Genomic DNA, 13,408 nt, shown 5'->3' with positions numbered 1-13,408 from the left:
ATTTTAAATGGGGAATCACTTCGTTGATTAACATTTTTTAACGTGAGTGGAAGTTTTCGGGGAAAGGAATACACCCCGCTAAAATAAAAACAACAAACCTGTGACAAATCCGGGTCATCCGCATACTAATCATAAAAATGACCTTGAAACTTTTACCAATTATGTCTATTGAAAAGGATTTCATACTGATTATAAAGCACCATACCGGGATCATCAACAGTATCTGTAATACTTATTTCCCTAAACCTGATGATTTCAAAGATGCGAGGCAAGACGTCATTTTACAACTCTGGCGTTCTTTTCCTACGTTTCGGGGTGCGTCAAAGGTCAGTACCTGGATTTATAAAGTAGCCTTGAATACCGTTATGCCTCTTTGTCTTGGTAAAGCAAATACCGGAAATTCAGGGGCTAAGTCCCACAATATAACAACGGCGAACTATGACATGGTTACTTTGGGTGGGTTAATGTTCGGATGCAACTAATACATACTATATTTACGCTGGGTTTTATGTCAATTATGAATAATCCGTATGCACAGAATCTTATCTTTTGTGAACGAGGGCTCGACCGTTTTCCTATAGGAAACATAATATCGGTTGAAGCCCTTAAAAGTCTATACCGTATTGATACTTCAACGATAGAAGGATTGGTTGAACTTCAAGGTGCGTCTATGATTCATCATGATAAAAAAATAAGTTCTTACCTAAAAGTCGATTTAGCTAAATATCAACTTCCGGTGCAAGGGATCAAATGCATTTATATCGGATTAACTGAGGACAATGAGATTCGCAAAATAACCGTTAAATTAGAGAGTTCCGGCTTAACCGATCTTATTAAGCTTTTTGATCAGCTTTACGCTACTTCAGATGTGGACATAGAAACTCATGTAGGCGATGAAGGGTACAGCTCCAGAATTTGGACAACTGGCCGGTGTGAAGTTTATCTTTCGGGGATCACCGGATCAGTATATTTTTATTGTTTTGATTAACCGGAGGTAGGACTCCCCTAAATAAATTTTATAGTCTTAAGGTTGCATAAAATGGAGACTGGATTTTTTCATAATATTTAAATCAAAACATATTAACCTTTAAGACTAAAATATTAAATTGATATAGATAATTAATGATTGGGTAATTCTGATCAAATAACTTCAAAAATTTCACCTTTATTAAGTTCATGTATTGGTTTATTCTATAGTACAATCACCTGAACCTGCCGGCTGAAATAGCCAGGACAGACAGCGGCATGATCAGGCATTATTATGCCGGGGCAGCCAAAATTAGGATGGAGCTCTTTGAAAATGACGGCACTACCGTGAAGAAAGCCTATGATTACATGGGTGGTATGGTGTATGTGCAGGAGAACGGGACCAAGAGCCTGGACTTTGTGTCAGCACCTGAAGGCAGATTACTTCTGACACACAAAATCCTGGAAACATTACCGGATTCAGTCAAAGGGGATAAATTCAGATACGAATATTCACTGAGAGATCATCTGGGTAATACCAGGGTAAGCTGCCGGTGTGGTGATCCTAAGCGTGGGGAAGACGGGAATATCCTGACTGGGGAAGCTGCGGGAATAGATTCTGTCATGATTGTTCAGGAAAACCATGGGGACGCCCAGTCTATGATCCATGGGGCTTAAGCTTTGGTAGTACCAACGAATCGCAAACTCCTAAAGGCCTGACGAACCGCTACCAATACAACGGCAAAGAAAAAATTGCTGATATGGACCTGGGCTGGAATGATTATGGGGCCAGGATGTATGATCCGAGTATTGGCAGATGGAATGTCGTGGATCCGTTGGCTGATGAACCTGAACAAATACAATTAACTCCTTACAATTCTTTTTGGGATAATCCTGTTAATTTAGATGATCCTGATGGTAGATGTCCAAATTGCGGTTTGGCCGCAATCGGTGCTGGTGTCGGAGCAATATTTGGGGGAGGAATTGAGGCAGGGAAGCAATTGTATAATAAAGGAAAAATTGACGACTGGAATGCTGTTGGAGGGGCGGCTTTACAGGGTGCTATTACTGGTGGAGCAGCAGGATTTACAGGAGGGGCTAGTCTATTAACTACCGCAGCTGTTTCAGGTGGGGCAAATGTGGTTGGGGGTACTGCCAATAGATATATTCAAGGTAAAGAAACAACAATGACAGATGCTGTTGTTGATGCATCGGTTGGATCAGTACTCGGGGCAGGAGGAAAAGTCGTTGGAAATTTAGTGGAAAATGCTACCAACAATCTTTCAAATGCCGTTAAAGGTAAAATTGGAGAAGCTGTAACAAAAATAAAGTATGGGGCAATGGGTTATAAAAGGCTTGGAACTGAAACTGTTAAAACTGGAGGGAAAACCGCAACGGGGAAGAGCTCGAAAGCTGTGTTTGACCATCAAATGGAGCACAGAATAACTAGAATAACGGTTGAAAGTAAATTTAACAAATCAGGTTACACACCAAATCAGAAAGCTGCTATTAAGATGGGCCATAAGGTAAAATTGGATAGAACTACAAGTAAAGATTTGGGGAATGCAAGTAAGGCGGCAATTGTTGGAGCCGGGGCCGGTGTTGGTGCTCAGAGAAATTAAAAAGATAAATTGAATATGTTTTACAAAGTATCAGACAAAGAGTTATTATCAATTAGAAATAAAATAGTTAAAGATGTTGTAATACCTGTCCTTGAAAGGAGTAATTTTAGAAGATCTCCCTACAAAACATCTTGGTATGGGGAATATGATAGAAACATTAAAGGTTATTCCTACACCTTATGTAGGCTAAGTCATGATCATTTAGAATTTGTAGAAATTATAATTGTGAAAGGAGATAGATATATAAAAGTTTTTTTGAATATTTTCAAGATAGAACCACCAGTAAAGTCTTTAGAAGAATTAAGAAATTTGGAAGATATCAGATTTGGCATTCCGCCAAACAGTAGCACTAATATGCGTTTAAGAAATGACGATTACAATGGCCCTCCTATATTTTATGTTAACTTTATGCCCGAACATAAAATCAGACGTTATTTTACAAAAAGAGGTTTTGAAAAGGAAATAAAAAAGCTAAGCGATCTGATAGAAAAAGACATGTACAACATCAATTCGTCTGTAAAAAGATGGCACGAATTACACACTCCTAATAAGACAGATTGGGAAGGAAATATAATTGCCTAAATTTTATTATTTAATTTTAGATATTTTAAATTGACCGCATCTTGAAACGGTAATACGACAAAAAGCTCAAGATTGAAAAGCCGTTACTTAACATGAGTTGGAATTGCTACAACTTCTGAAGGGGTTGCGTAGCCCGATGGGAATAATAGTGTTTTACGTTTCCCAATTTTATCTGATATCATCAGGCTCAAGTCCAATAATTTTAGAAATCAACTGGATATCAATCCCATTTAATTTCACCTCCTTTGCGATATTAATCATGCTTTCCAGTTTCAGCTTTTCCAGTTTTATTTTCTGGACTTCATCCTCAAGATTCTTTTCAATGACCCAGCGACTTTTATCCCGCTCTTTCATGACGCCTTCTGCCTGAAAACTCTTAAAATCAATGCCAATCAATTAACGAAGATTGTAGATAGTGGAGACGTCAACCAACTCTTTAAGGATAAAAACAACGCCGTAGATTATGAATATGATTTGGCGGGTAATCTAACGCAGGATAAAAATAAAGACTTAACTTTACAGTATAACCACCTGAACCTGCCGGCTGAAATAGCCAGGACAGACAGCGGCATGATCAGGCATTATTATGCCGGGGCAGCCAAAATAAGGATGGAGCTCTTTGAAAATGACGGCACTACCCTGAAGAAAGCCTATGATTACATGGGTGGTATGGTGTATGTGCAGGAGAACGGGACCAAGAGCCTGGACTTTGTCTCAGCACCCGAAGGCAGATTACTTCTGACACACAAAATCCTGGAAACAATACCGGATTCAATTAAAGGGGACAAATTCAGATACGAATATTCACTGAGAGACCACCTTGGTAACACCAGGGTGAGCTGCCGGTGTGGTGATCCTAAGCGTGGTGAAGACGGGAATATCCTGACCGGGGAAGCTGCAGGAATAGATTCTGTCATGATTGTTCAGGAAAACCATGGGGACGCCCAGTCTATGACCCATGGGGCTTAAGCTTTGGAAATGCATCAGAGTCTCAGTTCCCTAAAGGATTAACCAACCGCTTCCAATACAACGGCAAAGAGAAAATAGCCGATATGGATTTGGGCTGGAGTGATTATGGAGCCAGGATGTATGACCCTTCGATTGGCAGATGGAATGTGGTGGATCCGTTGGCTGAGGATTATGATGAATGGACTCCATACAACTATACACTCAGTGATCCTGTAAACAATGTCGATCCTGATGGACAAAGTGTCTGGACGAAGGCCGCAAAAGCAGCTGTCAAAATTGGAGCTAAAGTTGCGAAAGAAGGAGTAAGTAGCCTGAAGAAAGGGGCAACATGGGCTGATGCGGCAAGTGATCTTATTGATGACTTTAAAACCGTCACTGACAGTAAAGCTAGTGGATTAGATAGGGTAATTGCCGGAGCTAGTTTGTTGTCTGAAGCTTTACCGGTCAGCATAAATGATGCTAAGGATGTCTATAAAGCCGGAAAAGCAGTCATCGGCATTGTTGATAATGCGGGAGATGCAAAAAAATCAATAAAAAAAATTGAGAATGTTACAAAAAAGGCATCAAAGTATGAGGAGGTTAAGGGTAGCAAAGTTGCAGTAAAAAATAAGCAAACAGATGTAACTAAACAGGATTTTGAAAAGAGCCTTGAGGAATCAGGTTATAATAAAACTGTAACAAAAGATGGAAAAGGAACTATATATACAAAAGATGGGAAAAAGTATGTTACAAGAGAAACATCCAAATCTCATGACGGGCCATCGGCAGATTATACAAAATCAGGAAGCAAACAAATTGATTTAAAAATACGATTAAAAAAAGGTGAAAATGACTAAAGAAAATTTAATCACGCAAACGGAAGAATTTAATATTTTAAAGTCCAGGCTTTCCAAGATGATTGAAGAAGATATTCCATTCGAAAAGAATCCCTTCAAACCGGTTTTTAAATATTTCATTGGAATTGAATTTGACATTATATTTAATGAAAACATATTTGAAGCTTTCAGGAAGTTTATAACAAAATGTGAACTTCCTCATTTTGTATTTTATGTTTTGGATCCCAATCCTGAAACATATTTTTATCACCATTTCCGGAAATTTAGCGTGGTTAAAGTCGGAGTAGATATGTCATATAACGACTTTGTAAACATAATGGATTCTGACCCGGGAGGAAGTCCCGCTGATGCACTGAATGTAAATTCAAATGAACTGGCGATATTTTCAAATGCCAAGAACTGGGTGGTTCTCGGATCCCGGGAATGGGAAATAGCAATTGTAGGTTTTACCGACGTTGATGTAAAGAATACCTTTGAGGAATGTTTCAACCAAGAAGATAATTATATAATCAGCTCAATTGAAGATCATGTTGCAGACTTAAACAAAATGCTTAATTTCAGTAAAAAAACGAGGGCTGCCTATAATCAGTTAATTGAAAATTACAAAGTGTAGGGCTTATTCTGGTGAAGAGTATACAGAAAGAACTGAATACCCGACAAATAAATTGAAAACAGTAAAATTCCTTAATAACAGGAGTCGACTAATACTTGTACAAAAGTATGTTACAATGAATGACAGATTAGATTTTTTACTCAGAAAGAATAAAGGAAAGGATCGGTTAGAAGATTATAAAAATGTTTTTTTAAGATCAGGTTTAAATATATTAGAACTTAAATATCTGAATTTAGATGAATCTGATAGAGTAATTGAGGTATTAAAAAATAGCTTTAACGACGTCGATAGAGAGACCGAATTATTGGATGATAAGAGCTTTTTTATTGATTCAGATTTAATCAGAAAAGTCTATTTAGAATTAAGCACTAATGATAAAAGTTATATTTTCACAGACGATTTTCAATATTGTGGAATGTTTGTTGTCGATACCAAACGTGGATTGGAAACTACTTTAAACATCGCAAAAGAAGACATCCAAAACACTTGTTTTATATTGGATAGTAGTTATAGATATTATTTTACTATTAACTATAATGATGAAAATGTCGATAACCCAAATACCTATGACATCCAGTTAAAAAATATCGATAAATCCTAATAAAATTAAATGGCCAATTTGGGAGTCAGATACGGAAGAAGATAGCCATATTGAGCTTTGCAAGTGCAGCAGAATCAAAAATCCATAAAGGACTAACCAAAAGATTCCTATACATTGCTGAAATAGACCTGGGTTGGAGCGATTATAGGGTCAAGATCTATGATCCTTCGATTGGTAGATGGAATGTGGTAGATCCGTTGAATGATCAAATGAGAAGGCATTCACCTTACAACTATGCTTTTGATAATCTCATTCGATTTATTGATGACGATGGATTGTATCCTAGGTCAGATTTAAGTCAAATGAAGAAAATGATTTCTTCTTCATATAATGATTTAAAAAAGTCGGTATCTTCTAATGTACCATTAAAAGAGCAGTGCCTGACCCAACCCCCGACATGACTAAAGTAGCAAAGGCTGCTCAAGACAGAATGGAAGAAAAGCGAAGAAGAACAAAAAAAGAAAAAAGGCTAACGTAGCAACCAAATATAATGCATACTGATAAGATTATCTATTCTACAATTTTTGCTATATTAGCATATATAGCATTTAAGTGGCACAGAAATTGGCTGGCGAGCTACTTGAAAAAGTACGATCTTAAAAAAATAAATATATATGGATTGCATTTATATATAAAATCGATTGGCTTAATTATTATATTTATTGTATTATCAATTATTTCCTTGCTATTAGCATTTGTAACTGAATGAAAGATTATCATAAACTCATAGTGCCAATTTTAGGCTTAGTTTTTTTACTTAATATCGTAAACTTTATATAAGCTTGAAAACAATACTTAACCGATTTAGTAACATTATTATTGTCTGCGATGGCTATATGAAAGAACTTTTAGACGATTATTAATCTCAAAAAACGAAGTCCTCATTAAAAAAAACAGAAATCCGTTTATTTCTTCCCGCTAATCATATCCTTCCTCAAATCCTGTATCATTGTTTTTATCTCCTGCAGGTCCTGCACGACCTCCGGAATTTTCCTGCTGGTAAAGCAGTAATATCCCCATATCTCTACCACCTCTGATACCTCCAGCACATAAGGCACAAATACCGGGTTCAGGGATTCGAACAATATGGTGCCCTCTTCATGATGGATGGTGATCAGTTTAAATACAAAATTCTGTTCTCCCTTCAAAATCACAATGGCAGGGGTTTTGGGCTTGATGGCTTTCCAATCCTGGATAAATTTACCGGTGATGTCGCTTCCATCCGGAATAGGCAGCATGGAATCGCCTTCTCCGGGAAAGGTCCTGTACGTTCCGTTTTTCGGCAGGTTCGGCAGATTATACTTCGGTAGTTTTTCGATAAACACCGGGTCGGCATATCCTCCGGAAGCATATCCCATTTTTGTTGTCGCCGGTACATATTCCACATTCTCGTTGTTGTACTTATCCGTGGAAATAGCCAGCACCCTCATGGCAGAGCCGGTCATGTACACATCATTCCCGGCTTCCAGCTCCCTCAGTTTCAGTTCTGTCAGCTTCGACAGATCGACTTTCATCAGGCTGTCGATGCTGATCCTGAATTTTTCTGAAAACCGGATCAGGTCCTCCGCCGTCGGGTTCCGGGTCTGTCCGGACTCCAGGGCCGTCAGCTTGGTACGCTTTAAACCCAGCAAAGCCGCAAAATCTTCCTGGCTCAGCCGCCTGCGTTCTCTCAGGAAACGGATATTGCTGTGAAAAAAAAGTTTTGAAGTTTCCATTTTATTGCTATTATTGATGACATACTTTTTGTCATTATTAGTGACAAAGATAAACAATTGATTGATACCATGATACAGGAAGCGATAAAAAAAGAAGTGATGGACCGTTTGCGGAGAGAAATTCTAGCGGCAGAGGGTTTACAACGCCAGGCTTATGAACCCAAACTGGACATGGGTTTACCTGCACTGGCATCCGCTTTTCCTGATCAGACCTTTCCCACAGGATGCATTCATGAGTTTATCAGTCCCGATATGGAAAGTGCCGCAGCAACAGCGGGTTTTATTACTGCACTGCTGGGTCATATGACAAAACAGAAAGGCCCTTGTATCTGGGTCAGCCGCCACCGACGGCTGTTTGCCCCTGCCTTATTTGCCTTTGGCTTGCCACCCGACCAGGTTATTTTTATTCATCCGGATAAAGACAGGGACCTGCTGTGGACCACCGAACAGGCACTAAAGTGCCGGGGTCTTGCAGCGGTCATTGCCGATGTGCCGGACCTTGACCTTACCGCTTCTCGCCGTCTTCAGCTGGCCGTGGAGCAAAGCAGGGTAACCGGCCTTTTGCACCGGTATCTGCCCGGGAACACCGGACATACCGCCTGTGTGGCCCGCTGGCAGATAAAGCCATTGAGCAGTGAAACCGGCGATTTACCGGGCATGGGTGCTCCACGCTGGCAGGTCAATCTTTTAAAGGTGCGTAACGGAAGGCCGGGAACATGGATCATCGACTGGGCTATTGATCATTTCGAGTTAAGCACCCAGTTGCAGCAATCCGGCCCGGCAAAGGAAATATTTATTTACCCAAAAGCAGCCAGGGCATGATGAGGCGGTACGCAGCAATATGGTTCCCGTACCTGGTTCCCGACAGGCTCATCAGCCGGCAACCGGAACTCCGGGGGCAGGTTTTTGTGACCAGTCTTCCCGAGCGTGGCCGTCTGGTCATCCAATCAGCCAGCACTGCTGCTGTAGCCAGTGGCATCAAAACCGGTATGATACTGGCTGATGCCCGGGCAGTGCACCCCGACCTCTTAGCCATAGACCATGATCCTGAATTACCCGCCACCTTGCTGAGGGGTCTGGCGGAATGGTGTATGCGTTTTACGCCCATTGCGGCTGTTGATCTCCCCGACGGGCTTGTGCTTGACATCAGCGGCTGTGCCCACCTTTGGGGTGGCGAAGAGTCCTATCTGAAAGAAATTGCCCGGAGGATAAGTAAACTGGGCTATCACAACCGGATCGCTATTGCAGACACCATAGGCACGGTCTGGGCCCTGAGCCGCTACGGGAAAAACGGATCCATAGCCGCAAGCGGCAGACAAACAGAGGCTTTATCCTCTTTACCGGTATCGTCTTTGCGGTTAACAGATCCCCTCATAGACCGCCTGCATAAGCTGGGCCTGCATCATATCGGCAGCCTGGCACACATCCCCCAGCCCGCTCTGAAAAGGCGTTTCGGAACAGAACTTATCGCCCGCTTAGGCCAGGCTTCCGGGGACCTTCCGGAGCACATTACCCCGGTAATACCTGACCCTGTTTTCCAGGAGCGGCTGGAGTGTCTGGAGCCTGTACGCACCGCCAAAGCGATTGAAATAGCCATCAGGCGATTGCTCGAGCCCTTATGTCAACATCTGCTCAGGGAGAAAAAAGGTTTGCGTCAGGCGGTGCTCAAGTGCTACCGTATCGATAACGAAGTTCGGCAAATTGAGGTCGGAACCATCCGGCCGGTCCGCAACACGGCCCACTTATTCAAGCTGTTTGAAAACAAAATAGCGACCATAGCCCCCGGTCTTGGCATAGAGCTGTTTGTCATGGAAGCACCCGTGGTAGAACCATTGGACGTGCAACAGGAGCGGCTGTGGCTCGACGCCGGCGATCAGCAGAATGAAGTCCTTGACCAGCTGCTCGATACCATTGCCGGCCGTCTGGGACAAGACGCGATCAGGCGTTACCTGCCCGCCGAACACCACTGGCCGGAGCGGTCTTATGTAGCGGCAGCCTCCTTATCGGACCAGCCCGCTATACCCTGGCCGGAAGGATTAAACAGGCCCATCTATGTATTACCCAGACCAGAGCCTATCAAAGTGTCTGTGCCATTACCTGATTACCCGCCTATGCTGTTTGTCTATAAAAACGTGGTACACAACATTAAAAAGGCGGATGGGCCCGAAAGGATTGAAAGGGAATGGTGGATTGAAAAAGGACTGCAAAGGGATTATTACTGCGTAGAGGATGAGGATGGAAAGCGTTACTGGCTGTTCAGGTCCGGTCATTATGAAACCCACGTGCCGGAATGGTTTATACACGGTTTTTTTGCCTGAAACATGAAATATACAGAATTACAGGTAACCAGCAATTTCAGCTTTTTACGGGGGGCATCCCACCCGGAAGAGCTGGTGGAATATGCCGCTTCTTTAGGTTACAGTGCCATTGCCATCACGGATCACAATACCCTCGCGGGAATTGTGCGGGCACATGCCGCTGCCCGGAAGCACGCGATCCGTATTATTCCTGCCTGTCGCCTGGTTTTGGCAGACGGACCCGAGCTCCTGGCTTATCCGACAGATAAAGCAGCCTATTCCCGCCTGTCGGCATTGCTTACCATAGGCAACCTCCGCACAGAAAAGGGTAAATGTGAGCTGTACAAAAAAGATGTGTACGACCACAAAGAGGGCATTATATTTATCCTGTTGCCGCCGGACCGGCTCAATAAATCATTCGATTTTGAAGCGTCTTTTTATGCAGCGGCAAAAGAATATAAAGCCCATATAGGCCCTGCTCTTTATATAGGGGCTACCTGTAATTACCAGGGCTATGACCATAAACGGTTGTACCGGATCGCTGAGCTGGCCTCATTGCTGGGTGTGCGGATGGTTGCTACCAACAATGTACACTATCATCAACCGCAGCGAAGGGAGTTGCAGGACATACTGACCTGCATCAGGGAAAAGAAAACCATCTACAATGCCGGATTCCTGCTGCACCAGAACGCAGAACGTTTTATAAAACCACATGAGGAAATGTTACGTTTGTTCCGGCAATATCCCGATGCTATAGCCTGTACACTGGAGATAGAACAAGCCTGTGGCTTTTCACTGGACAGTCTTGAGTATGTTTATCCGGAAGAACTGACCACCGAAGGCAGAACGCCGCAGGAGGAATTAACGATGCTGACCTGGAAAGGGGCACGGGAAAAGTTCGGGGAGGATATACCGGAGAAGATTAAGGAGAACATTCAATTTGAACTTGATTTTATTGAGGGAAGAAATTACCCGTCTTACTTTTTAACGGTGCATGACTTTGTACGTTTTGCCAGGAGCCGTAACATCCTGTGCCAGGGCCGCGGTTCTGCCGCCAACTCTGTGGTTTGTTATTGTCTGGGTATTACTTCAGTAGACCCCACCAAAATCAAATTGCTTTTTGCCAGGTTCATGAGTGATGCGAGAGATGAACCGCCTGATATCGATGTGGACTTTGAGCATGAACGGCGGGAAGAAGTGATGCAATACATCTATACCAAGTACGGACGCGACCGTGCGGGTATTGTGGCCACGGTGACGCAGGTACACTGGAAAGGGGCCGTACGCGACGTGGCTAAGGTGATGGGACTTTCGGTAGACGCCATCGACCGCCTGTCCAAGTATGGCTATGAACTGACTGAAGCCTGGAAGGAAGGCAAGACGCCTTCTACCGAAGGATTTAATGCGGATGATCAGCACCTGAGAAAGGTGCTGGACCTGACAGAACAGTATATCGGCTTTCCGAGACAACTGGGCCAGCATACGGGGGGCTTTGTGATCACACAGGGAAAACTGTCTGACCTCTGCCCTATCCTGAATGCCCGGATGGAGGACAGGACCAATATAGAATGGAATAAAGATGATATCGAAGCCCTGGGTTTTCTGAAAGTGGACGTACTGGCCCTGGGCATGCTTACCTGTATCCGCAAGGCTTTTGATCTTATAAGAAATCACTACGGACGTCAGCTGACCCTGGCCAATGTACCGCAGGATGATGCCAAAGTATATGACATGATCTCCCACGCCGACACCATCGGGGTGTTCCAGATCGAAAGCCGGGCACAGATGTCGATGCTGCCCAGGCTAAAACCGAGGACTTTTTATGACCTGGTGATCGAGGTAGCCATTGTACGGCCGGGCCCGATCCAGGGCGACATGGTGCATCCTTATTTACGCAGGCGGAACGGAGAAGAGCCGGTTATATATCCTTCCAAAGATCTGGAGGAAATATTGGGGCGTACCCTGGGGGTTCCCCTGTTCCAGGAGCAGGCCATGGAAATTGCCATCGTAGCCGCCGGTTTTACACCTGCAGAAGCCGATGGCCTGCGTAGAAGCATGGCATCGTTCAAATCGCACGGGCAGGTAAGTGCCTGGCGTACGAAACTGGTAAGCGGTATGATCGCCAAAGGCTACAAAGAGGAATTTGCAGAAAGGGTTTTCAAGCAGCTGGAGGGATTCGGGAGTTACGGCTTCCCGGAAAGCCATGCAGCCAGCTTTGCCTTGTTGGTTTACATTTCCTCCTGGACCAAGTATTACTATCCCGATGTATTTGCTGCGGCCCTCTTAAACAGTATGCCTATGGGCTTTTACCAGCCCGCCCAGATCGTTATTGATGCCAAAAAGCATGGGGTAAAGGTACTTCCTGTAGATGTTAATCACTCTTGCTGGGACAATACCCTGGAAAAGGGTTCCGGAGAAAAACATGCCCTCCGGCTGGGTTTCCGGCAGGTAAAAGGTTTAAAGGAAGAAGAAATGCAGTTGCTGATTCAGGGAAGGACTACTCCCTACAAACAGCTGCCTGCACTGTATGAAGCGGGCATCTCATTAACGGTGCTGGAGCGTTTGGCGGATGCGGATGCTTTCCGTTCTCTGGGCTATGACCGCCGGAAGGCCCTGTGGGAGATATCGGCCTTGCAGCACAAACCGGATGGCATGTTTAAAGGACAGGTAACCCCGGAGGACGGAGCCGATATCCATCTCCCTGAAATGAGCCTTACCGAGCATGTGCTCCAGGATTACAGAAGCACCACGCTGTCTTTGAAAGCCCACCCGGTAAGTTTTGCCCGGCCGGAGCTTTTTAAACGGAATGTGTTGAGAAACGCAGAACTGGACAAGTGGGGCAATGGTACCCTGGTGTGCGTATCCGGCCTGGTGCTGGTGCGGCAACGCCCCGGTACTGCCACAGGTATCTGCTTTATTACCCTGGAAGATGAAAGCGGCATCGCCAACCTGGTGGTGTTCCGCGGGATATTTGACAAATACAAAAAAACCATATTACAGGCCAGGCTACTGGTGGTCAACGGCAAACTTCAGAAAGAAGGCGAGGTCATCCACGTGGTCGTAAGCGAATGCTTTGATGCGACACCGCTTTTATATTCCTCTGCCGCAACCGACAGCAACAGGAATACCGGAGCTGACGGCCATAAACAGGCAGCCAAAGCGGTGCAAGGCGAGTTGTTTCCTTCGAGGGATTTTAAATAGAGAAGA

General features: G+C 43.8%; 14 protein-coding genes and 1 pseudogene. 13 read left to right on the top strand and 2 right to left on the bottom strand.

The genetic code is table 11. The features are described from left to right. Positions 1–161 precede the first annotated feature (161 nt). The 5 genes from GVN16_RS10040 to GVN16_RS10020 all read left to right on the top strand — a co-directional run bounded on the left by GVN16_RS10040 (position 162) and on the right by GVN16_RS10020 (position 3,170). Positions 162–482: an RNA polymerase sigma factor gene (locus tag GVN16_RS10040; RefSeq protein WP_166563747.1), complete on the top strand. Its 321-nt coding sequence runs from the start codon at positions 162–164 to the stop codon at positions 480–482. A gap of 35 nt (positions 483–517) precedes the next feature. Then, positions 518–988, top strand: coding sequence for a hypothetical protein (locus tag GVN16_RS10035; protein ID WP_166563746.1), 471 nt, complete (start codon positions 518–520; stop codon positions 986–988). A gap of 257 nt (positions 989–1,245) precedes the next feature. Then, positions 1,246–1,644: a hypothetical protein gene (locus GVN16_RS10030; RefSeq protein WP_166563745.1), complete on the top strand. Its 399-nt coding sequence runs from the start codon at positions 1,246–1,248 to the stop codon at positions 1,642–1,644. 38 nt (positions 1,645–1,682) lie between these two features. Next, positions 1,683–2,588 (top strand): RHS repeat-associated core domain-containing protein, encoded by a 906-nt coding sequence (locus GVN16_RS10025; RefSeq protein WP_229244131.1) that lies wholly within the window; start codon positions 1,683–1,685, stop codon positions 2,586–2,588. Positions 2,589–2,603: 15 nt separating this feature from the next. Then, positions 2,604–3,170 (top strand): hypothetical protein, encoded by a 567-nt coding sequence (locus GVN16_RS10020; RefSeq protein ID WP_166563744.1) that lies wholly within the window; start codon positions 2,604–2,606, stop codon positions 3,168–3,170. Positions 3,171–3,338: 168 nt separating this feature from the next. On the opposite strand, the gene GVN16_RS10015 is transcribed toward GVN16_RS10020, so the two are convergent. Then, positions 3,339–3,566, bottom strand: a complete 228-nt coding sequence (locus GVN16_RS10015) for a hypothetical protein (RefSeq protein WP_166563743.1) — start codon at positions 3,564–3,566, stop codon at positions 3,339–3,341. 78 nt (positions 3,567–3,644) lie between these two features. Between GVN16_RS10015 and GVN16_RS10010 the strand changes: the two genes are divergently transcribed. The 5 genes and pseudogenes from GVN16_RS10010 to GVN16_RS26335 all read left to right on the top strand — a co-directional run bounded on the left by GVN16_RS10010 (position 3,645) and on the right by GVN16_RS26335 (position 6,590). Next, positions 3,645–4,139, top strand: coding sequence for a hypothetical protein (locus GVN16_RS10010; RefSeq protein ID WP_166563742.1), 495 nt, complete (start codon positions 3,645–3,647; stop codon positions 4,137–4,139). A 41-nt stretch (positions 4,140–4,180) separates the two neighbouring features. Next, positions 4,181–4,975: pseudogene (locus GVN16_RS10005) on the top strand (RHS repeat-associated core domain-containing protein); the annotation flags it as partial. Continuing rightward, positions 4,968–5,588, top strand: coding sequence for a hypothetical protein (locus tag GVN16_RS10000; protein WP_166563741.1), 621 nt, complete (start codon positions 4,968–4,970; stop codon positions 5,586–5,588). The pseudogene GVN16_RS10005 and the gene GVN16_RS10000, both read left to right, overlap by 8 nt. A gap of 115 nt (positions 5,589–5,703) precedes the next feature. Then, positions 5,704–6,189 carry a hypothetical protein gene (locus GVN16_RS09995; protein ID WP_166563740.1) on the top strand — a complete coding sequence of 162 codons (486 nt, stop codon included), beginning with the start codon at positions 5,704–5,706 and terminating at the stop codon, positions 6,187–6,189. Positions 6,190–6,239: 50 nt separating this feature from the next. Next, on the top strand, positions 6,240–6,590 hold the full coding sequence (locus GVN16_RS26335) for an RHS repeat-associated core domain-containing protein (protein ID WP_205748828.1): 351 nt from the start codon (positions 6,240–6,242) through the stop codon (positions 6,588–6,590). A gap of 504 nt (positions 6,591–7,094) precedes the next feature. Here the strand turns inward: GVN16_RS26335 and GVN16_RS09985 are convergent. Then, positions 7,095–7,904: a helix-turn-helix domain-containing protein gene (locus GVN16_RS09985; protein WP_166563739.1), complete on the bottom strand. Its 810-nt coding sequence runs from the start codon at positions 7,902–7,904 to the stop codon at positions 7,095–7,097. A gap of 69 nt (positions 7,905–7,973) precedes the next feature. On the opposite strand from GVN16_RS09985, the gene GVN16_RS09980 reads away from it, so the two are divergent. The 3 genes from GVN16_RS09980 to GVN16_RS09970 are packed head-to-tail and all read left to right on the top strand — an operon-like array spanning position 7,974 to position 13,402. Continuing rightward, complete coding sequence (locus GVN16_RS09980) at positions 7,974–8,726, top strand: ImuA family protein (RefSeq protein WP_166563738.1); 753 nt, start codon at positions 7,974–7,976, stop codon at positions 8,724–8,726. Beyond that, positions 8,723–10,222 carry a DNA polymerase Y family protein gene (locus GVN16_RS09975; RefSeq protein ID WP_166563737.1) on the top strand — a complete coding sequence of 500 codons (1,500 nt, stop codon included), beginning with the start codon at positions 8,723–8,725 and terminating at the stop codon, positions 10,220–10,222. The genes GVN16_RS09980 and GVN16_RS09975 overlap by 4 nt, the downstream gene beginning before the upstream one ends. A 3-nt stretch (positions 10,223–10,225) precedes the next feature. Next, the gene (locus GVN16_RS09970; protein ID WP_166563736.1) at positions 10,226–13,402 is read left to right on the top strand and encodes an error-prone DNA polymerase; all 3,177 of its coding nucleotides are present in this window, start codon (positions 10,226–10,228) and stop codon (positions 13,400–13,402) included. The last annotated feature ends 6 nt before the right edge of the window (positions 13,403–13,408 follow it).

The organism is Emticicia sp. CRIBPO, assembly GCF_009905725.1.
In the GTDB taxonomy this organism is placed as follows: domain Bacteria; phylum Bacteroidota; class Bacteroidia; order Cytophagales; family Spirosomataceae; genus Leadbetterella.
This window is presented reverse-complemented; position numbering and strand designations above follow the sequence as displayed.

Bases quoted from the DNA above. Each gene is read 5' to 3' on its own strand.
- GVN16_RS10040 (WP_166563747.1), top strand. From the start codon at position 162: ATGTCTATTGAAAAGGATTTCATACTGATTATAAAGCACCATACCGGG.
- GVN16_RS10035 (WP_166563746.1), top strand. From the start codon at position 518: ATGAATAATCCGTATGCACAGAATCTTATCTTTTGTGAACGAGGGCTC.
- GVN16_RS10030 (WP_166563745.1), top strand. From the start codon at position 1,246: ATGATCAGGCATTATTATGCCGGGGCAGCCAAAATTAGGATGGAGCTC.
- GVN16_RS10020 (WP_166563744.1), top strand. From the start codon at position 2,604: ATGTTTTACAAAGTATCAGACAAAGAGTTATTATCAATTAGAAATAAA.
- GVN16_RS10000 (WP_166563741.1), top strand. From the start codon at position 4,968: ATGACTAAAGAAAATTTAATCACGCAAACGGAAGAATTTAATATTTTA.
- GVN16_RS09995 (WP_166563740.1), top strand. From the start codon at position 5,704: ATGAATGACAGATTAGATTTTTTACTCAGAAAGAATAAAGGAAAGGAT.
- GVN16_RS09985 (WP_166563739.1), bottom strand. From the start codon at position 7,904: ATGGAAACTTCAAAACTTTTTTTTCACAGCAATATCCGTTTCCTGAGA.
- GVN16_RS09980 (WP_166563738.1), top strand. From the start codon at position 7,974: ATGATACAGGAAGCGATAAAAAAAGAAGTGATGGACCGTTTGCGGAGA.
- GVN16_RS09975 (WP_166563737.1), top strand. From the start codon at position 8,723: ATGATGAGGCGGTACGCAGCAATATGGTTCCCGTACCTGGTTCCCGAC.
- GVN16_RS09970 (WP_166563736.1), top strand. From the start codon at position 10,226: ATGAAATATACAGAATTACAGGTAACCAGCAATTTCAGCTTTTTACGG.